Annotated in this window: 17 protein-coding genes and 4 pseudogenes; 9 read left to right on the top strand and 12 right to left on the bottom strand. The window is 71.4% G+C overall.

Annotated features, from left to right (window positions below):
* Positions 1-10: 10 nt before the first annotated feature.
* Together mycP and ACGFSA_RS06295 are read right to left on the bottom strand one after the other, a co-directional pair.
* Positions 11-1,216 carry a type VII secretion-associated serine protease mycosin gene (gene mycP / locus ACGFSA_RS06300; protein WP_393300425.1) on the bottom strand — a complete coding sequence of 402 codons (1,206 nt, stop codon included), beginning with the start codon at positions 1,214-1,216 and terminating at the stop codon, positions 11-13.
* Positions 1,213-2,109: a hypothetical protein gene (locus tag ACGFSA_RS06295; protein WP_393300915.1), complete on the bottom strand. Its 897-nt coding sequence runs from the start codon at positions 2,107-2,109 to the stop codon at positions 1,213-1,215. Before ACGFSA_RS06295 ends, mycP begins: the two co-directional genes overlap by 4 nt.
* 545 nt (positions 2,110-2,654) lie before the next feature.
* On the opposite strand from ACGFSA_RS06295, the gene ACGFSA_RS06290 reads away from it, so the two are divergent.
* Positions 2,655-3,857, top strand: coding sequence for an amino acid deaminase/aldolase (locus ACGFSA_RS06290; protein WP_393300422.1), 1,203 nt, complete (start codon positions 2,655-2,657; stop codon positions 3,855-3,857).
* 401 nt (positions 3,858-4,258) lie between these two features.
* Here ACGFSA_RS06290 and ACGFSA_RS06285 read toward each other — a convergent pair whose 3' ends face one another.
* Positions 4,259-5,197, bottom strand: a complete 939-nt coding sequence (locus tag ACGFSA_RS06285) for a LysR family transcriptional regulator (protein WP_393300420.1) — start codon at positions 5,195-5,197, stop codon at positions 4,259-4,261.
* A 70-nt stretch (positions 5,198-5,267) separates the two neighbouring features.
* Between ACGFSA_RS06285 and ACGFSA_RS06280 the strand changes: the two genes are divergently transcribed.
* On the top strand, positions 5,268-6,422 hold the full coding sequence (locus ACGFSA_RS06280; RefSeq protein WP_393300417.1) for a TDT family transporter: 1,155 nt from the start codon (positions 5,268-5,270) through the stop codon (positions 6,420-6,422).
* Here ACGFSA_RS06280 and ACGFSA_RS06275 read toward each other — a convergent pair.
* The 4 genes from ACGFSA_RS06275 to ACGFSA_RS06260 all read right to left on the bottom strand — a co-directional run bounded on the left by ACGFSA_RS06275 (position 6,361) and on the right by ACGFSA_RS06260 (position 10,645).
* A complete protein-coding gene (locus tag ACGFSA_RS06275) occupies positions 6,361-7,080 on the bottom strand; it encodes a helical backbone metal receptor (RefSeq protein WP_393300414.1) in 720 nt (239 codons plus the stop codon). The two genes, ACGFSA_RS06280 and ACGFSA_RS06275, sit on opposite strands and share 62 nt — an antisense overlap.
* 7 nt (positions 7,081-7,087) lie before the next feature.
* Positions 7,088-7,633: a helix-turn-helix domain-containing protein gene (locus ACGFSA_RS06270; RefSeq protein WP_366132738.1), complete on the bottom strand. Its 546-nt coding sequence runs from the start codon at positions 7,631-7,633 to the stop codon at positions 7,088-7,090.
* A gap of 149 nt (positions 7,634-7,782) precedes the next feature.
* Positions 7,783-9,585 (bottom strand): ABC transporter permease/substrate binding protein, encoded by a 1,803-nt coding sequence (locus tag ACGFSA_RS06265; RefSeq protein ID WP_393300411.1) that lies wholly within the window; start codon positions 9,583-9,585, stop codon positions 7,783-7,785.
* Positions 9,578-10,645, bottom strand: coding sequence for a glycine betaine/L-proline ABC transporter ATP-binding protein (locus ACGFSA_RS06260; RefSeq protein ID WP_393300408.1), 1,068 nt, complete (start codon positions 10,643-10,645; stop codon positions 9,578-9,580). The genes ACGFSA_RS06265 and ACGFSA_RS06260 overlap by 8 nt, the downstream gene beginning before the upstream one ends.
* A 323-nt stretch (positions 10,646-10,968) precedes the next feature.
* Between ACGFSA_RS06260 and ACGFSA_RS06255 the strand changes: the two genes are divergently transcribed.
* Positions 10,969-12,390, top strand: a complete 1,422-nt coding sequence (locus ACGFSA_RS06255) for a recombinase family protein (protein ID WP_393300405.1) — start codon at positions 10,969-10,971, stop codon at positions 12,388-12,390.
* Between the two features lie 232 nt (positions 12,391-12,622).
* On the opposite strand, the gene ACGFSA_RS06250 is transcribed toward ACGFSA_RS06255, so the two are convergent.
* A complete protein-coding gene (locus ACGFSA_RS06250) occupies positions 12,623-13,240 on the bottom strand; it encodes a hypothetical protein (RefSeq protein ID WP_393300942.1) in 618 nt (205 codons plus the stop codon).
* 135 nt (positions 13,241-13,375) lie between these two features.
* A pseudogene (locus ACGFSA_RS06245) lies at positions 13,376-13,699 on the bottom strand (polymorphic toxin type 28 domain-containing protein); the annotation flags it as partial.
* On the opposite strand from ACGFSA_RS06245, the gene ACGFSA_RS06240 reads away from it, so the two are divergent.
* Positions 13,657-14,589, top strand: a complete 933-nt coding sequence (locus ACGFSA_RS06240) for a 5'-3' exonuclease H3TH domain-containing protein (RefSeq protein ID WP_393300402.1) — start codon at positions 13,657-13,659, stop codon at positions 14,587-14,589. The pseudogene ACGFSA_RS06245 and the gene ACGFSA_RS06240 overlap by 43 nt on opposite strands.
* Positions 14,590-14,635: 46 nt before the next feature.
* Entirely contained in the window at positions 14,636-15,478 is an 843-nt protein-coding gene (locus tag ACGFSA_RS06235; RefSeq protein ID WP_393300399.1) for a siderophore-interacting protein, read from the top strand.
* A 176-nt stretch (positions 15,479-15,654) separates the two neighbouring features.
* On the opposite strand, the gene ACGFSA_RS06230 is transcribed toward ACGFSA_RS06235, so the two are convergent.
* Positions 15,655-16,308, bottom strand: coding sequence for a MerR family transcriptional regulator (locus ACGFSA_RS06230; RefSeq protein ID WP_393300396.1), 654 nt, complete (start codon positions 16,306-16,308; stop codon positions 15,655-15,657).
* 167 nt (positions 16,309-16,475) lie between these two features.
* On the opposite strand from ACGFSA_RS06230, the gene ACGFSA_RS06225 reads away from it, so the two are divergent.
* Entirely contained in the window at positions 16,476-17,387 is a 912-nt protein-coding gene (locus ACGFSA_RS06225; protein WP_393300393.1) for a hypothetical protein, read from the top strand.
* Positions 17,359-17,601: an abscisic acid-deficient protein Aba4 family protein gene (locus ACGFSA_RS06220; RefSeq protein ID WP_393300912.1), complete on the top strand. Its 243-nt coding sequence runs from the start codon at positions 17,359-17,361 to the stop codon at positions 17,599-17,601. Before ACGFSA_RS06225 ends, ACGFSA_RS06220 begins: the two co-directional genes overlap by 29 nt.
* Here ACGFSA_RS06220 and ACGFSA_RS06215 read toward each other — a convergent pair.
* Positions 17,513-17,764: pseudogene (locus tag ACGFSA_RS06215) on the bottom strand (ABC transporter permease); the annotation flags it as partial. The gene ACGFSA_RS06220 and the pseudogene ACGFSA_RS06215 overlap by 89 nt on opposite strands.
* A 49-nt stretch (positions 17,765-17,813) precedes the next feature.
* A pseudogene (locus ACGFSA_RS06210) lies at positions 17,814-18,032 on the bottom strand (ABC transporter); the annotation flags it as partial.
* On the opposite strand from ACGFSA_RS06210, the pseudogene ACGFSA_RS06205 reads away from it, so the two are divergent.
* Both ACGFSA_RS06205 and ACGFSA_RS06200 read left to right on the top strand, forming a co-directional pair.
* Positions 18,020-18,400: pseudogene (locus tag ACGFSA_RS06205) on the top strand (sigma-70 family RNA polymerase sigma factor); the annotation flags it as partial. The pseudogenes ACGFSA_RS06210 and ACGFSA_RS06205 overlap by 13 nt on opposite strands.
* Positions 18,401-18,414: 14 nt before the next feature.
* The gene (locus tag ACGFSA_RS06200) at positions 18,415-19,161 is read left to right on the top strand and encodes an anti-sigma factor domain-containing protein (protein ID WP_393300910.1); all 747 of its coding nucleotides are present in this window, start codon (positions 18,415-18,417) and stop codon (positions 19,159-19,161) included.
* The last annotated feature ends 6 nt before the right edge of the window (positions 19,162-19,167 follow it).

Genomic DNA, 19,167 nt, shown 5'->3' with positions numbered 1-19,167 from the left:
CGGCTCTGCTTCAGCGGCGCACGGAGGGCTTCCTGCCGCGCCACAGCAGTACGGCCAGCGCCAGCAGTACTGCTCCGAGGCCGCCCGCGACCGGGGCGAGCCGGTCGGCGGGAGCTCCGTCCTTGTGCTGCGGGGTGGGGCCGGGACCGAAGTACCGCTTGCTGTAGCCGGCCTTCGCGGAGTCGGCGGACGCGGCCGAATCGGCCTTGATCCCGGCCGGGCGGAGCGTGCCGCCCGCCTTGATCGCGGCGGCCGGGTCGACGATGCCGTAGCCCCGGGAGTCGTCGCGGCCGCCCTCGGGCGAGTTGCGCGCGGTGTCCATGAGGAGCTTCTTGACCTGGGCGGGCGACAGCCCCGGGTGGGCGGCCCGGACCAGCGCTACCGCGCCGGAGACGAACGCGGAGGCGGCCGAGGTTCCCCACTCGATGTAGTAGTGACGGTCGGGGGACGGCACGACGATGTCGACGCCGGGAGCGCTGACGGTGGCGTACCAGCGGCGGGTGGAGAACGCCGCGTGCGTGCCGTACCGGTCGACGGCGGCGACCGCGATCACACCGGGGTAGGCGGCGGGATACGAGATGTGGTCGCCCTTCTCGCCCCCGTTGCCCGCCGACGCGACGACGACGGCGCCCTTCTTCAGCGCGTACTGGATGGCGGCGTCCTCACCGCCCTCGGGGTGCGCGGACTCGCTGTCGTCGCCGAGGGAGAGGTTGATGACGTCGGCGCCGTGGTCGGCGGCCCAGCGGATGCCGTCGGCCAGGGCAGTACCGCGGGACCCGCGGGCCTTGGCACGGGACGGGTCGGAGGCTTCGAGGATCACCCGGACCGGAAGGATCTTCGCCTCGGGGGCGATGCCGAGCACCCCGTCGCCGCGGCCGACGCCGTGGCCGCGGCCCGCGATGATGCCGGCCATCGCGGTGCCGTGCCGGGCCCAGGAACGGTCGCCGCGCCGGGCGCCGAAACCGATCATGTCCTTGCCGGGCAGCACCTGGCCCGCCAGGTCGGGGAGGCTGTCGTCGACCCCGGTGTCGACGACGGCGACGGTGATCCCCTTGCCCCTGGTGGTCTGCCAGGCCCGGTCGGTGTGGAGCGCCTGGAGGCCCCACTGCTGGGGCCGGATCGTGTCCGCGCGGGCGGGGACGGCGGGCAGCAGCGCGAACGCGGTGGCGGCGCAGACCGCGCCGAGTGCGCGGCGGGGACGGCGTCGGCTGCTCATCGCGCCTTCTCCGAGAGGTCGGTGACGGTCCGGCGCAGCCCGTGCTCGATCCGGTCGGCGATGCCCTTGGCCTCATGACCGAGACCTGCCTGCGCCACGGCTGACGTGGAGTCCGCGGCCAGCGCCTTGGCGACGGGCTGCGGGTGGGTGACCGTACGCCCGTCGGCGAAGCCGGAGACGGCGAACACGACGACCGGTACCTCGGTCAGCACATGGACGGTCCAGGTGGCGCGCTGCCCGTCGCCGAACCCGGCGGCAGCGGTGCCCTTGACGGCGTACGTACGGGGCATGAGGTCGGTGCGGGTGTCGAGGTGCTGGTCGGTAAACCGGGTGCTCAGTGCCCTCATCGCGTCCGTTCCGCCCTCGGTGAAGACCATGCCGACCGTGGTGACGCTGCTGGACGTGGCGTCGGCGTATGTGGCTCGCAGCAGCCGTTCGCAGCCGACCGGTCGGAGCGTCTTGAGGAGCAGAGGGTCGAGCCCGCTCGTGCAGCCGCTGTCCGGGGCGACGCCGATCCGGGTCCAGACCCGGTCCGCACCGCCGGGACCCGCGCCTTCGCCCTTGAGGGTGCGCGGGAAAAGGGTGTCCACGGGGATGTCACGCCAGGCGGTGCGGCCGGTGACGTAGGGGTCACGGGCGCTGGGATCGGCCGAGGATTCGCTGGTGAGATAGGCCCCGGTGACCGCGCCGCCGATCAGCCCGAGCCCGAGCACGACACAGGCTGCGGCGGCCGCGGCCCTGGCCGGGTGACGGGTGGGGACGGGGCGCAGCCGGGTGGTGGTCTCGGCGGGCGTCTCGGGAGCGGGGTACGGGCGGTGGCCGTGGGGGTACGGGACATGGCCGCCCGGGTGCGACGGCGACGGTATCGCGCCGGGCCGCGGTGTGAGATCCACGGCATCGACCGGCCGACGGCGGGTAACGGCGGGCGGCGCCCCGGGGCGGGGCGGAGGGGGTGCGGGGGCGGAGCCGGGGGTGGGGGCGGGGGTGGGGGCGGCCATCGGGCTCACGGGACGGAGCCGGGTGGTCGTCTCCACGGGCCTCTGCTCCGGGGCCGGGCTCTGGGGCCGGCTCTGGCTCTGCAGTGGAAGGGGATGGTGCGTCGGATTCGGGCCCGGGGTCGCCCGGTCCGGGGACGCGGTGGGCAGGGCCGGGGCCGATGGCTCCGCCGTGCGGCCCGGCTCGTCCGGGGGTCCGGCCGGGCGGGGCGGCGTCGGGCGGGGCGGCACGGGAGCGCGCTGCGCCTCGGTACTCATCCGCCCCCCTGGTCCACGTTCCGTACCGCTCGCGGATCACCTTCACAGGCAGGCCCGTTGGTGACCGCGTGTCCGTCACTCTACGGGCTGGGAGGGGTCGGGTGGGAGCGGGGCGCCGCAGCCCCTTGGGATCTGCCCGGATCGTCCCCCTACCCAGTGGTAGTGGCGTCTGGCAAGCTGCGGCCATGACTGCCCGCGCCGCTGACCGGACCCGCTACGACCGGGCCACCGCCCACCTCGACGCCCCGATCGCCGTCGTCGATCTGGACGCCTTCGACGCGAACGCCGACGATCTCGTCCGCCGGGCAGCGGGCAAGCCGATCCGGGTCGCGAGCAAGTCGGTGCGCTGCCGGACCCTGCTGGAGCGGGTGCTCGCACGGCCGGGCTTCGCCGGGATCATGTCGTTCACACTGACCGAGTCGCTGTGGCTGGCCCGGGCCGGGTTCGACGACGTCCTGCTGGCCTACCCGTCGGCCGACCGGTCCGCCTTCGCCGAGCTGGCCGCCGACCCGAAGCTCGCCGCCGCGGTGACGGTGATGGTGGACGACCACGCACAGCTGGAACTGATCGACGCGGCGCGGGCCGGTGGCCAGGAGGAGATCCGGGTCTGCCTGGAGCTGGACACCTCGCTGCAGCTGCTCGGCGGCCGGGTCAGGATCGGGGCGCGGCGTTCGCCGTTGCGCTCCCCCGCCCAGCTGGCGGAGCTGGCGCGCTCGGTGGCGCGCAGGCCCGGTTTCCGGCTGGTCGGTCTGATGGCGTACGAGGGGCACATCGCCGGGGTCGGGGACGCGGTCGCGGGCCGGCCGTTGCGGTCCCGGGCGATCCGGCTGATGCAGGCGACGGCCCGCAAGGAGCTGGCGGCCCGGCGGGCGGAGGCGGTCCGGGCAGTGCGCGCGGTGGCGCCGGACCTGGAGTTCGTGAACGGCGGCGGTACGGGCAGTGTGCAGCACACGGCGGCGGAGTCCGCGGTGACCGAGATCGCGGCCGGGTCGGGGCTCTACGTACCGCGGCTGTTCGACAACTACACGTCGTTCACCGCCCGCCCGGCGGCACTGTTCGCGCAGCCCGTGGTGCGGCGGCCCGGCGTGGGTGTGGTGACGGTGCTCGGCGGCGGCTACCCGGCATCGGGGGCCGCGGGTGCGGACCGGCTGCCTGTCCCGTATCTGCCGGAGGGACTGCGCTACGACCCGCAGGAGGGTCCGGGCGAGGTTCAGACGCCGCTGCTCGGCGCCCCGGCCGACGATCTGCTGATCGGCGACAAGGTGTGGTTCCGGCACGCGAAGGCCGGTGAGCTGTGCGAGCGTTTCGACGAGCTACAGCTGATCGAGGGCGACCGGGTGACGGCGGCCGTGCCGACGTACCGGGGCGAGGGGCAGACGTTCCTCTGACGCGTGAATAGCAGCAGGTCAGGGTGGGTGTGGGCGCGTTTGGGTGGCCGGTGGCCGTTGGTGGCTGCCGGGTGCCTGGTTCGGGGAGGGTCAGGCCTCGGCCGGGCCGCCGGCTGTGTTGCGTCGGCGTCCCTGCCGAGCAGTACCGCTCCGGTCACGGCCGCGAGCACGACCAGTGCACCGGCCACCGCGAGAGCGATGGTCCTGCCGCTTCCGCCGCCGTTGCCCTGACCGGGACCGGCCGGCCGAGCGGGCTGCACGGGACCGAATTCCTGCGTTGTGGCCGCTCTCCTCGCTTGTGAAACGGTCCCTGCAGGTGGGCCTGTCCGGAGTGGGCCTCAGCGACGACGTACCGCGGCTTTCGCCGGGCGAGGACTGAACCCGCGGGCCGCGCTCCGTCCTCAGTCGCCGGACCGGCCGGACCGCGTCAGCGAGAGCAGGTCGCGAGCCGGGCCCGTGGGACGGTGCCCCGAAGGCCAGACCGCCCTCAGCTGGCGTCGGAGCCGTACCCCCGCCACCGGGATCTTCACCAGCCGCCGCGAGGACAGCTCCTCCCCCAGCGCCAGTTCGCTCAGGACGCACGGTCCCGCACCGCTCTCCGCCGCACCCTTCACCGCTGTCGTCGAGGAGAGTTCGAGCAGTGGCTGCGCCAGCCCGCCGTGCACGGCCAGCGCCGCGTCCAGGACCTGTCGGGTGCCGGAGCCGCGCTCGCGCAGGATCAGTGGGGCCGCGGCCAGCTCCTGCGGGGTCAGCGGTGTGCGGCGGCGGGCCCACGCATGGGACGGGGCGACCACGACGACGAGGCGGTCGTGCGCGATGACCGTGCCGTCGAGGCCCTCCGGTATGGACAGCCCCTCCACGAATCCGAGGTCGGCCTCGCCGGCGAGCAGCCGCTCCGCGACCGCCGCCGAGTTACCCGCGAGCAGCGAGACCGCGGTGTCCGGCCGTTCGGCGCGCAGGGCGATCAGCCAGCCCGGCAGCAGATATTCGGCGATGGTCATGGAGGCGGCGACCCGCAGCCGCGAGTCGCGCCGGTCGCGCAGCGCCTGCGCGCCCACGTCGAACGCCTCGGCGGCCTCGACGATCCGGCGCGCCCAGTCGGTGACGAGCGCGCCCGCGTCGGTGAGCCGGGAGCCGCGCGGCGACCGGTCGAGGAGGGCCACACCGAGCTGTCGCTCCATCGACCGGATGCGGCTGCTGGCGGCGGGCTGGGTGATGCCGACGTCCCGTGCCGCGCGTCCCAGGCTGCCGTGCCGGGCGACGGCGAGCAGCAGCTCCAGCGCGCCGAGGTCGGGGACCCGGTGGGACAGGAGAACGGGTGCGGGCGCGTCGCTGGGCATAAAGTCAGCTTATGACCTCATAGGGACAAGCTCCCTGGTGGGGGACGGCCTCCGGAACAAAGATCGTGGCATGGCCATCCTTCCGCAGACCCGTGCGCAGACGAGCGCCCCGCACTCCGCCGCTGTGCGGCTCCCTTCTCTGCAGCACCTCGGCCCCAACTGGTACGCGACGGTCATGGGCACGTCCATCGTGGCCAGCGCGGGCGCGGCGCTTCCCGTGCACGTGCCCGGGCTGCGGGCGGCCTGCACAGTGGTGTGGGCGCTCGCGGCGGTGCTGCTTGCCGCGGTTCTCGCCGCCCGCGCCGTGCACTGGTCCGCCCACCGCGACCAGGCCCGCGCCCATCTCCTCGACCCGGCCGTCGCCCCGTTCTACGGCTGCCTCTCGATGGCCCTGCTGGCCGTCGGCGGCTCCACCATGGTGGTCGGCCGGGATGTTCTCGGGGATCGAGCCGCCCTCGCCGTGGACGTGGTGCTCTACAGCGCGGGCACGGCGATCGGCCTGGCCGTCGCGGTCGCGATCCCGTATCTGATGGTCGTGCGCCACCGTCCGGCGCCCGGGACCGCGTCGCCGGTCTGGCTGCTGCCGGTGGTGGCGCCGATGGTCTCCGCGGCGCTCGGCCCGCTGCTGGTGCCGGAACTGCCCTCCGGTCAGTGGCAGGAGGCGATGCTGCTCGCCTGCTACGCGATGTTCGGACTGAGCCTGCTGGCGACGCTGGTGATGCTGCCGCTGATCTTCGCGCGGCTCGTCCACCAGGGTCCGCTGCCCCTCGCCCTGACCCCCACGCTGTTCCTGGTCCTCGGTCCGCTGGGCCAGTCGACGACCGCGGTCGGTCAGCTCGCCGACGTGGCGCCGGGGGCGATCGGGGCGCCGTACGCCTCCGCGCTCGGGGCGTTCGCCGTGCTGTACGGGGTGCCGGTGATGGGGTTCGCGCTCCTGTGGCTGGCGCTGGCCGTGTCGATGGTGGTGCGCGCGGTACGGGGCGGCATGGCGTTCAGTATGACCTGGTGGGGGTTCACCTTCCCGGTCGGCACATGTGTCACGGGCGCCGCCGGGCTGGCCCGGCACACCGGTCTGACGGCGTTCACCTGGCTGGCCGTCGCGCTGTACATGCTGCTGGTGACGGCCTGGGCCGTGACCGGGCTCCGTACGCTGCGCGGACTGTTCAGCGGAGCGCTGCTCGCAGCGCCGCAGGCGCCGCGGCCAGTGACGGCCCGTACCACGTGAGATACCGCCCGTCGACGAGTGCGGCGGGCAGTTCGGGAAACGCCTCGGGTCCGTCGGTGGCGGTGAAGCGGTACGGCTCGTCGGGCAGCACGACCAGGTCGGCGCCGGTCGCGTTGAGCTCGTCGAGCGGGATGCGCGGGTAGCGCTCGGCGTGGTCCGCGTACACGTTCCGCACGCCCAGCCGGGCCAGCAGATCACCGGCGAAGGTGTCGCGTCCGAGCACCATCCAGGGCCGACGCCAGATCGGCACGATGGCGCGGCGCGGTACGGAGGCGGGCGGCGGGAGCGCCGCCCAGGCGGCCTCGGCCGCGTCGAGCCAGTCGGGCCGACCCAGCCCGCAGCCGGTCACCAGGGCCCGGTGCAGTTCGGTGAAGGCCTGGTCGAGGGTGCGGATCTCGGTGACGAGGACCGTGATCCCGGCCACCCGGAGCGCGGCGAGGTCGGGTGCGCGGTTCTCCTCCTCGTTGGCGAGGACGAGATCGGGGCGGAGTGCGAGGACCGCGGCCACATCGGGGTTCTTGGTGCCGCCGATGCGTGCGGCGGTCAGACCGGCCGGATGGGTGCACCAGTCGGTGACGCCGACGAGGAGGCCGGGGGCGGTGGCGGCGACGGCCTCGGTGAGCGACGGGACTAGGGAGACGACACGTTCCACGGGCACCGATGCCTCAGCGCCTCGGGTCGTTCGTGGCGTCGATGTGCTCGGCGACGGCGACGACCAGCAGCCGGGTGCCCGGCATCGTGGCCCGCCAGCGGTGCCGTACCCCGCCCGACAGGAACAGCGTGTCGCCGCGCTCCAGCCGGTACGCCTGCCCCTCCGCCTCCACCTCGGCGGCGCCCTCCGCGACGTACATCACCTCGTCGTTGCGGTGCTGGAACTCCCGCCCGAGGTCTATCTCGCCGGTGAACTCCAGCGCGCTGAGCTGGTGCCGCCCGCGCACCACTCTGCGTACCCCGTCGTCCTCGCCCGCGCGGACCACGTCGACGGCGCGCGCCGAGTCCGCGGCGGCGCGCAGCCGTGCCGTGGTGGTCTCCAGGGCATCGGCCACCCGGTCCAGCGACCGGGCGCTGGGCCGGGCCCGCTCGTTCTCGATCTGGCTGAGGAACGGCACGGACAGGCCGCTGCGGCCGGCGACCGCGGCCAGTGTCAGTCCCAGGGTTCTGCGTCGTCGGCGAACCGCGGCGCCCACGCGGAGTGTGTCCTTGTCGTCCATGTCCGGCTCCCTCCCGACTCGTCATCCTTCCGGCTGCCAGCACCTTACGCACAACGTTGGGCAAGGACGGCCGGTAAATGAATGCCGGAACAGCCGGAAGGGGTGGCACCGCCGGTCGGCGGTGCCACCCCTTCACCGTGCTTCAGACCCTACTGGGGAGCCATCTTGTCGGCGAAGCCCGGGTTCTCCTTCAGCCAGGCCCGTACCGCGTCCTGCTCCTTGCCCTTGCCGGTCGTCTGGATCTTCGCCTCAAGACTGGTGAGCTGGTTCTCGGTCATCTTGAAGTTCTTCAGCCAGCTGCCGACCTGCGGGTTGTCGTCGGAGAAGCCCTTGCGGGTCAGGGTATGGATGCCGTCGCCCTTGCCCCAGAGGTTCTTGGGGTCCTTGAGCTTGGTGAGGTCGTACTGGTTGTACGCCCAGTGCGGCGACCAGAGCGGGACGACGATCGGTTCCTTCTTGGCGTACGCGCGCTGCAGCTCGGCGAGCATCGCGGGCGTGGAGCCGTCGACGACCTTGTACTCCTTGTCGAGGCCGTACCCCGGCAGGATCTTGTCCTTGAGCAGCCCGGTCTCACCGGCGCTCGGCTCGATGCCGACGACGCGGCCCTTGAAGTCGGACGCCCTGCCCTTGAGGTCGTCGAGCGAGTCGACGCCCTTCACGTACGAGGGGACGGCCAGCTCCAGGGAGGTGGGGCCGTACCAGGAGCCCATGTCCTCCAGGCGGTCCCGGTACTTCTTCCAGTACGTGGCATGGGTGACCGGGAGCCAGGAGTCGGTCTCGAAGTCGATCTGGCCGTTCGCCATACCGGTGTAGAGCGCGCCGGCCTCGTACTGCTTCACGTCGACCTCGAAGCCGCGCTGCTCCAGCAGCTCCTTCCAGAGGAAGGTGGAGGCGATGCCCTCGTCCCACGGGATGTATCCCATGCTGATCTTCTGGCCCTTGCCGACGTTCGACGCGTCGGTGGCGGCACCGGTGTCCTGCTTGGACGAGCCGAAGATGCCCATGCCACCGGCGACGAGTGCGAGGACGACGACGCCGACGACCGCGACGGCGGGCTGCGGACGGTAGTTCCAGATCTTCAGTCCGCCGGCCACCGACTGGGCCTTGGCGAGGGCGCGGCGGCCCAGCGGGGAGACCTCGCGGCCCAGCGCGCTGGTCATCCGGTCCAGATACATCGCCAGGATGACGATGGAGATGCCCGCCTCGAAGCCGAGGCCGACGTCGACGTTGCCGATGGCGCGGTAGACGGAGCCGCCGAGGCCGCCGCCGCCGACCATGCCGGCGATGACCACCATGGACAGGCCGAGCATGATGACCTGGTTGATGCCCGCCATGATCGTGGGCAGGGCGAGCGGCAGCTGCACCCGCAGCAGGGTGTTGCGCGAGGTGGTGCCGAAGGCCTCGGCCGCCTCGACGAGTTCACCGTCGACCTGGCGGATACCGAGCTCGGTCATCCGGACGCCCGGGGGCAGCGCGAAGATGATGGTGGCGATGATGCCGGGCACGACGCCGACGCCGAAGAAGATGACGCCGGGGATCAGATAGACCATGGCGGGCATGGTCTGCATGAAGTCGAGGACCGGCTGGGTCACCGCGGACACCGTCCTGGAGCGCGCCGCCCAGATGCCGAGCGGGACGGCCAGGGCCAGCGTGACGATGGTCGCGACGAGCACCAGTGTGAGGGTGTCCATCGCTTCGTCCCACAGCTCGACCGAGTCGATGAGCGCGAAGCCCACGAAGGCGAGAACACCCGCGAGCAGACCGCGCAGCCACCAGGCGATGACGGCGACGATGCCCGCGAAGAGCAGCGGGGCGGGGGCGGAGAGGACGGCGGCTATGCCGTCGAACATGCCGCCGACGACGGAGCTGATCGCGTCGAACAGCCAGGCCAGGTGGGTCTGCAGCCAGTCGACCGCACTGTTCACCCATTCACCGAGCGGGAGCCTAGACATCGGCGGCCACCTTCTTCGCAGTGGTCGTGGCGTCCTGCGGGAGCTCGATGGGGGTCATCGGCTCGCCGAGGACGGCAAGCAGCCGGGACCGGGGCACGACCCCGACGAGCTTGCCCTTGGCGTCGGTCACGGCGACCGCGACACCACTGCGCGAGCACGGCGTGAACAGCTCGATGATCGGCGTGGACTCGGAGACCGTGGCCGGCGCCGCCCTGAGGACGTCGTCGGGCGTACGGAGTTCCTTGCCGTCGTCGCCCGTGGTGCCCATGACGGTGTGCGGCTCGGCCATGACGGCGCCCGCGGTCAGCACCCGGGAGCGGTCGACGTCCTGGGTGAAGGAGGCGACGTAGTCGTTGGCGGGGGTGACGAGGATGTCCTCGGCGGTGCCCAGCTGGACGATCCTCCCGTCCCGCATCACGGCGATCCGGTCGCCGAGGCGCATGGCCTCATTGAGGTCGTGGGTGATGAAGACGATGGTCTTCTTCAGCCGCTTCTGCAGTTCGAGGAGCTGGTCCTGCATGTCGCGGCGGATCAGCGGGTCCAGCGCGCTGAACGACTCGTCCATCAGGAGCAGGTCGGCGTCGGTGGCGAGGGCGCGGGCCAGACCGACGCGCTGCTGCATACCGCCGGACAGCTCGTCGGGCCAGGACTTCTCCCAGCCGGCGAGGCCGGTCAGCTCCAGCGCCTCGGCGGCGCGTTTCTCGCGCTCGGCACGCGGCACACCCTGCACTTCGAGGCCGTACGCGGCGTTCTCCAGGACGCTCCGGTGCGGGAACAGGGCGAAGTGCTGGAAGACCATGCTGATCTTCGAGGAGCGGACGGCGCGGAGCTCGCGGGGGCTCAGGGCGGTCAGGTCCTGGCCGTCGAACAGCACGCGTCCGGCTGTGGGGTCCAGCAGCCCGTTGAGCATCCGCAGCAACGTGGACTTGCCGGATCCGGACAGACCCATCACGACGAAGATCTGGCCCGATTCCACGGTGAACGAGGCGTCGATCACCGCTGCGGTCGTTCCGTCGGCGCGCAGCGCGTCGCGGTCCGTGCCGCGCTCGAGCTTCTGCACGGCTTGATCGGGTCGTCTGCCGAACACCTTGTACAGACGGTCGGCTTGCAGCCTTGACACATACACCTCACGCGTTGAACCGAAAACGGTCTGCCACCCCCTCCGGCAGACCGTGGAGCGGCGCGGATTCGGTCCGCTTGGCACGCGCTGTGGTGGACATGGCGACGTGGTCCGCTCCGATGGCGCGCCTGCCCGCACTTGCACGGGCCAAACAAAACAGTGACCCAGTTCACTTTCGGGCCGGTGTCAGTGCAGTGCGGCATCATCGGGGTGTGAGGCTATTGCCACTCGACACCACGTCGCCGTGGATTACCATCACCCGCATGACAACACCGCCGAGGCGAGTCATCGGGTACGCCCGGATCTCCAAGGCCACGGACGAGAGCACGTCCATCGAGCGCCAGCGAGAAGTCATCCAGGCTACGTGCCACGCACGAGGATGGGCCCTCGCCGACCTCATCGAGGACGTCGACGTATCGGCCACCAAGACCCGCCTCGACCGCCCCGGTCTTGCCCGGGTCCGCGAAGCCGTCACCGCTGGTCGCGTCGACACGGTCATGGTATGGCGCATTGACCGCGTGGCGCGCTCCGTGTCCGACCTTGCGTCGCTCACCGAGGAGTGGGCGAAGGCCGGTGTGTCGCTGGTTTCCGCTACGGAACCGTTCGACATGACGACGTCAGCCGGTCGCATGCTGCTCCAGTTGCTCGGCGTGTTCGCCGAGTTCGAAGCGGCCACCATCCGCGACCGCGTCACCGCCGCCCGCGCCGCACTCGTGAAAGCCCAGCGATGGCCGGGAGGCTCGGCACCGTACGGTTACCGCATCGTCGACAACCCGGACGGCGCCGGAAAGGCCCTTGAAGTCGCCCCGGTCGAAGCCGCATACGTCCGCAAGGCCGCCGACCTGGTGCTGAACGGCAAATCTGTCTACTACGCGACCAATGTGCTCAACGCAGTCGGCTCGGTCCCGCGCAAGGCCAAGGCGTGGTCGATGACGTCGCTGCGTATCGTCCTCACGCAGGCGGCGACGCTCGGCCACATGACGCACAAGGGGAAGGTCGTCACCGACGCCAACGGCCAGCCGGTCCAGGTGTGGGAGCCGATACTCCCCGAAGAGGACGTGCTGCGGCTCCGCGCACTGCTCGCGCCGACGAAAACACCGGGCGGGCAACGCAAGCGGCGCGCCCGGCTGCTGTCGGGCCTACTGCGGTGCTCTTCGTGTGGTGGCTCCATGCGGATCAACAAGACCGGCGGCCACAACCCGGTGACCCGGTACGCCTGCCACGGCCGTTCGGACGGTACCGGCTGCGTACGGGCAACCTCCATCGTCGCCGAGCGGATCGAGGAGCACGTGGAGCGCACTTTCCTGGCGACAGTGGGCAAACTCGAAGTCGTCGAAGCCCACGAGACGGTGCGCGAGGTCGCCGAACTCGCCGCGACCGAAGCGGCCATCAAGTCGACCACGGCGGAACTCGCGGACGTGGACGACGACGAGCGCGAGACTGAGCTCATGTCAGACCTTCGCAAGCTCAAGGCCAAGCGCCGCGAGCTGCTGGCCATGCCTGACGAACCTGAGGTCGACTACGTGAGCCTCGGTATGACCTTCGCGGAAGCGTGGGAGCAGCGCGACACCGATGGACGACGCGACCTGCTGTCGTCCGCGCTTCAGCACATCGTGGTCAAGCCGGGCGTTCGGGGGCGGCGTGGCATCGACCCCGAACGCGTCGATATCCACTGGCGCAGGTGACGGCCGACTGACGGCAGCGGGGCGATGGCCCCGGGGCGGCGTCCTCGTCGTTTCCCCGGCGGACGTCCGCAAGGCCCTCGCCGACCCGGACGCCGCCGTCCAGGCCATCTCGGCAGCTCAGTCGGCGGACTGCGCCAGCGCGCGCCTGTGGATTCGTCAAGCTCGACCAGGCGGCCCCGAAGTCCTACGGACCTCGGCTTCGCCGCCAGGCCGTGGGTGCAGTAACCGGCGCCTATGCGACCGTCTTCGAGGGCTGACGCGCCGCCTCGTGCAGTCGGTCACGCGCGGCCCTCAGCAAGCCCAGCGACCACTCCGAACGGGTGACTCCCTCGGGCAGTCTGGTCAACTCGGCGTGGCTGGCGCCCAGCGCGCGAGCGATCGCCTCCACCGCGAAACCCTGCGTAATATCGTCGTTGTACTCACCGCGGCCTTCCTCGGCGAGCTTCAGCAGGACGCGGAGGAGTTCGGCGTCGAACCCGTCGTGCAGGATCCACCCAGCCTTTGAGACCGCGGCCATGAACACGTCGTCATCCAGGTCCCACTCGGGGGATCCCAGCAACGCGAGGATCTGCTCCCGGTACTTCACCCCCACTCTCCAGTGCGCCGTGAGCACCTGCACGGCGAGCGCCGAGACCTCGGGATCCTCGGGGTAGATCAGATACGTGGCGATCAGCGGCTCGTATGCCGGGCCGCCCGCACGGGCCACCGCGTACAGCCGCGGGTAGAGCTCCCGGCCGGCCCGGCACCCGGTGACGGCTTGGGCGATCTGCTTCACCTCCTGCGGCGGGATGGTGCCGTCCTTCGCCCGTGCGATCAGCTGCCGCACATATGCATCGTGCGCCACTGTCATGCTCCACTCACTTGGTTCTGGGAAGGAACTGCTCGGAGAAGTCCAGCATTCTGCTGCCCGCCCCAGGTCTGCGACGAGAAGATCCCGCTCGTCACCACCTGTCTTGGGATGGGCCAGCTTCTTATTGATGTCACCGATCGTGTTGAGCAGGCAGTTCTGGGCGTCCCGAACCTCGTGGACATGATCCCACGGGGTACCGTCCGCCTTCCGCGCGACCACTTCTCCCTTCAGTTCCCGCGCAGCCGCGGTGAGTTCCTTCATCTGCAGATGCTCGGAGACCCGGTCCAGCTTGGCGGAGAACGGCGAGGAGGCGATCTTGTTCGCGAGCTTGATCGCGTCGGCTATGTTGTCGAGTTGCTCGGGGATGTGGTGGGGGCGTTTCCCGTTCTCGGCCGTCCTACGGGCATGCTGATGCCATGACGACCAGGCCCAAGAAGTCCCTTTTGCTAGACACCTCATCCCTCTATTACCGCGCCTACTTCGGCGTCCCCGACTCGGTGCGCGCGCCGGACGGTACGCCGGTCAACGCCGTGCGCGGACTGCTCGACTTCATCGGGCGGCTCGTCCAGGACCACCGGCCGGACGAGCTGGTGGCCTGCATGGACGCGGACTGGCGGCCGCACTGGCGGGTGGAGCTGATCCCGTCGTACAAGGCACACCGCGTCGCCGTGGAGACCGCCGAGGGACTCCCCGACGAGGAGGAGACCCCCGACACGCTGGCCCCGCAGGTCCCGATCATCGAGGACGTGCTCGACGCGCTCGGCATCGCCCGGGTCGGTGTCGCGGGGTACGAGGCGGACGACGTGATCGGTACGCTCACCGGCCTCGCCACGGGCCCGGTGGACATCGTGACCGGCGACCGGGACCTCTATCAACTCGTCGACGACGCCCGTGAGGTGCGGGTCCTCTACCCGCTGAAGGGGGTCGGGTCGCTGCAGTTGACGGACGAGGCGTGGCTGCGCGAGAAGTACGGGGTGGACGGCTCCGGCTATGTCGATCTGGCGCTGCTGAGGGGCGACCCGAGCGACGGGCTGCCTGGGGTCCCCGGCATCGGCGAGAAGACCGCGGCGAAGCTTCTGGACACCTTCGGCGATCTGGCCGGGATCATGGCCGCGGTGGACGATCCGGCGTCCAGGCTGACCCCTTCGCAGCGCAAGCGGCTGGACGAGGCGCGGGACTACGTGGCCGTCGCGCCGACGGTGGTCCGGGTCGCCGATGACGTACCGCTGCCCGCGTTCGATCCTGCGCTGCCGACCGAGCCGCGCGACCCCGCCGCCCTCGAGGCGCTGGCCACCCAGTGGGGACTGGGCGGTGCCCTGCAGCGGCTGCTCGCCACGCTCCGGGCATGAAGTGCTAACTTAGGCAAGCCTAAGCATTTGGAGTAGGGAGAACCTCGTGGCAGAACGACCGGCGCGGCAGGCACCCACGGCGCAAGGGGCCCAGGTCCTGCGCACCGAGCGGATCACCCCGCACATGGTGCGGGTGGTGCTCGGCGGTGACGGCCTGGCCGGCTTCGCGCTGTCCGGGTTCACCGACCACTACGTCAAGCTGTGCTTCGCACCCGAGGGCGCCGACTACGCGCACCCGTTCGACATGGCCCGGATCCGCGAGGAGTATCCGCGCGAGCTGTGGCCGGCCACCCGTACCTACACGGTGCGTTCCTGGGACCCGGTCGCCCGGGAGCTGGCGATCGACTTCGTGGTCCATGGCGACGAGGGCCTGGCGGGCCCGTGGGCGCTCCGCGCCGCTCCGGGTGACCAGGTGACCTTCCTGGGTCCCGGCGGCGGTTACGGACCCGACGCGTCGGCGGACTGGCACCTGCTGGCCGGTGACGAGAGCGCCCTGCCGGCGATCGCGGCGGCTCTGGAGCAGATGCCCGTGGGTGCGCTGGCGCACGCCTACATCGAGGTGGCGGACGCGTCCGAGGAGCAGAAGATCGTGACGGCCGACGGGGTCGAGCTGACCTGGCTGCACCGTGGCGACCGCCCGGTCGGCGAGACGCTGACCGCGGCCGTGAAGTCCCTGGAGTTCCCGGTGGGCCGGGTGCAGGCGTTCGTGCACGGCGAGGCGGGCTTCGTGAAGGAGATCCGCCGCCATCTTCGGCTCGACCGGCAGATCCCGCTGCCGCAGCTGTCGATCTCCGGCTACTGGCGCCTCGGCCAGAACGACGACGCGTGGCGCTCGGTGAAGCGCGAGTGGAACCAGCAGGTGGAGCGGGAGCAGGAGACTGCCGCGTAGACCGCCCCGCCCGGGCACCTGTGGTGGACATCCGCGCCCCGGTCACCGTCCGCCCTGGACGGTGACCGGGGCGTCGGCGTGCGGCGGCGGTGCGCACGCGACCGGGGCGTCCGCGTACGAAGCGGCGGCGCCGGCGGACATGTGACCCGGGCGCCCACGTGTCGGACGTGTCCCCCTCACCCGCCCCCGACGCGCTCCCCCGGTTCGTCGCCGTACGCCCTGGCCGACGCGTCCACGTGCGCGAGCCGGCGCAGCGCGCTGAACATCGCCTCACCCAGCACCGTGCCGACGACCACGCTCTCCACCAGGTCCTCGCGCGCCACCCGCCGTCCCACGTAGTCGAGATCGGCCCGGGCGACCGGTTCCGCGGCGCTCGCGTAGTCGTCGAGCAGCTCGCAGAAGCCTCCGTGCCCGGCCCGCCGCAGCGCGGCCAGCACCCCGGCCAGGGCCTCACCAGCCGGACTTCGCGCCTCCACCCGCCAGCCCCGCCGCTCCAGCAGCTCGGCCACCTCTTCGCGGGCGTCGTCCAGTTCGGGCCCGGGCTCGTTGCCCTCGAGTGCCGTGATCCGCTTCGCCGCCACGCCCAGCACCTTGTGCACCGGCTGCGCGGGGTCGTCGATCGCCCGGAGTACGTCACCGATCGCGGAGAGCGAGAGTCCGCCGACGTCCAGAAGGGCGCGGATCAGCTTCAGCCGGCGCTCGTGCCCGGAGTCGTACGACGCCTGGTTCGGGCTGGTCAACTCCCCCGGGGGCAGGAGCCCTTCCCGTACGTAGAACTTGATCGTCGCCACCGAAATTCCGGACCTGCGGCTCAACTCGCTGATGCGCACGCTGCGTTCTCCCCTTCCGCTCTTGCCAACCCCGCACTCCATCATAGATAGTTTCGCTATCGGATAGCAGAGAGTCTCACTATCCATAATCTTTGGTCCTCACAGGGGGTACACCCATGCCGTCATGGCGTTCCTGGCACCGTCCGTTAGTCCTCTTCGCCGCGGCGATGGCCGTCATGGCCGTCGTCTCCGGCGTGGGACTCCTGGTCGACGACCGGGTCCTCGCGGGCTCGGCCATCTGGTTCAAGCCGTTCAAGTTCGCGGTCTCGTTCGTGGCGTACGCCCTGGCGCTCGCCTGGATGCTGACGCTCCTCACCCACGGCCGGCGCACCGGCTGGTGGGCCGGGACGGTGGTCGCAGTCTCCAGCCTCGCCGAGATGGCGATCATCACCGCGCAGGTCATCCGCGGGAAGCGCAGCCACTTCAACCACGCCACCCCGTTCGACGAGCGGCTGTTCAACGCGATGGGCGTCACCGTCGCCGTCCTCTGGACCGGAACCCTGGTCATCGCGATCCTGTTGCTGCGCGCCCGTATCCAGGACCGCGCCGCCGCCCTCGCGATCCGCTCGGGGGTGTTCATAGCGCTGGTGGGCGCGGGAATCGGCTTCCTGATGACGCAGCCGACTCCCGAGCAGCGGGCTGCCGGGAACCTCGACACCGCGGATGTGATCGGCGCGCATTCCGTCGGCGTACCCGACGGCGGCCCCTCGATGCCACTCACCGGCTGGTCGACGACCGGCGGCGATCTACGCATCCCGCACTTCGTCGGCATGCATGCGCTCCAGTCGCTCCCGCTGCTCCTGCTCGCCCTGGTGGCGCTGGCCCCGCGCTTTCCCCGGCTGGGCGATCCGCGGGTCCGGCTGCGCCTGATGTTCGTCGCATCAGGGGCGTACGCGGCGGTCGTCGCCCTCGTCGCGTGGCAGGCGCTGCGCGGGCAGTCATTGATTCATCCGGACGGCGCGACGCTCACCGCCGCGGCACTCGTCCTGGCCGCCACCGCCGCCGGAGCGTATGCGGCGCTGCGGCCGATTCCGGTACTCCGCACCGCGGATTCCGTCGAGAAGGAGCTCATGGCATGACCGGGCACTCTTCGAGGTCTCGTTCTGGCTGGCAGCGCCTTTCTGGCTACTCATGATCCTGGCGCCGCACTGGCGGCCCACCGCGCGCCTCGCGGCGTCCCCTGACCCCGCGGCCGCACGCGCCGTCAGACGGCCTTCTGGTACGAGCGGAAGGTGCGGGTCGACAGCCAGACCGCCACCACCGCGAGGACGAGCAGCCCTCCCCCGAGGCTGAGCACCAGCCCCCATTCGGGATCGGCGGACAGTGCCGAACGGCCCGCCACCATCGCCCAGTTGACCGGGTTGAAGTCGGCGATCTGCCGCATCCAGGACGGCATCTGGCTCGGCGCCACGAACGAGGACGAGAGAAAGGTCAGCGGCAGCAGCAGGAACGTGTTGCGAGCTGACGCTGGGTCATGTACCAGGTCTGGGCAATGACGTGGCTGCTCATCGGGTGCCTCCTGCGGCGACCGTGGCGGGGATCTGCTGGGCGTCTGCGGCCTCGGCCTCGGAGAAGCGGCGTCCGGCGTAGCGCAGATAGACGTCGTCGAGGGAGGGGCGGGCGACGGTGGCGGCCGCGACCGTCGCGCCGGCCCGGTCCGGGGCGCCGAGCAGTACGGGGACGGCGGCGGCACCGTCCTCGGCGCGGACGCTGGCGGACCGCCCCCCGCTTCCAGGCTTCCCGCGGCAGCGCCATGAACTGGGTGCTGACGCTGGCCCATCACCGGGCGGTGGACCGGGTGCGCTCCGTCGAGGCGACGACGGCGCGGGAGTACCGGGCGGCGCTGCTGGACCGTACGCCGGAGTTCGACGAGGTCACCGAGCAGGTCGAGAGCCGGCTGGAGCGGGAGCAGGTACGCCGCTGCATGCGGTCCCTGTCCGAGCTGCAACGGCAGTCCGTCACGCTCGCCTACTACCGCGGCCTGACCTACCGCGAAGTGGCGGAACTCCTCTCCGTACCGCCCGGGACGGTCAAGACACGACTGCGCGACGGACTGATCCGGCTGCGCGACTGCCTCGGGGGGAGCGCATGAGCAAGGCGGATCGCATGAGCGGGGCCGAACTGCACACGCTGACCGGCGCCTACGCCCTGCACGCGCTGCCGGACGCGGAGCGCGGGGAGTTCGAACGTCATCTCGGCGACTGCGAGGCCTGCGCCGCGGAGGTGCGGGAACTGTCCGAGACCGCCACCCGGCTCGGGCTCGCGGTGTCCGCGGCGCCGGCGCGCAAGCTGCGCGAGCGGGTTCTGCGGGAGATCACGACCGTACGGCAGGAATCCCCGTCCCACGGCCGGCGCTCCCACTCGGCCAGCTCCGTCCGGCGAACCGGCCGTCGGCCGAAGTTCGCGCTCGTCGCGTCCCTTGCCGCCGCTGCCGCGTTGGGCGGAATCGCGGTGTGGCAGAACCAGGTGGCCCAGGACGCACGGCAGGAGGCGCAGCAGCGGAGCGGGCAGGTGGCGCAGGTTCTCGCGGCGCCGGACGCGAAGGCGAAGTCCAGTGCGCTGACGGGCGGGGCGAAGGGCACGGTCGTGGTCTCCCGGAGCGGGAACCGGGCCGTGTTCGTGGCCTCCGGGATGGAGACACCGCCCAACGGCAAGGTGTACCAGCTGTGGTTCGACGACCACGGGACCATACGGTCCGCGGGACTGATGAACCGGGCGTCGACGAGCAACACGGTGCTGCTGGACGGGCCGGTCGACGGCGCGTCGGGCATAGGAATCACCGTCGAGCCGACCGGCGGCTCCGTGCAGCCGACGTCCGCTCCACTGGCACTGCTGACCTTCCCGACCGCATGAGAGGCC

The sequence above is a fragment of the Streptomyces sp. NPDC048496 genome, assembly GCF_043200055.1.
Lineage (GTDB): Bacteria > Actinomycetota > Actinomycetes > Streptomycetales > Streptomycetaceae > Streptomyces.
This window is presented reverse-complemented; position numbering and strand designations above follow the sequence as displayed.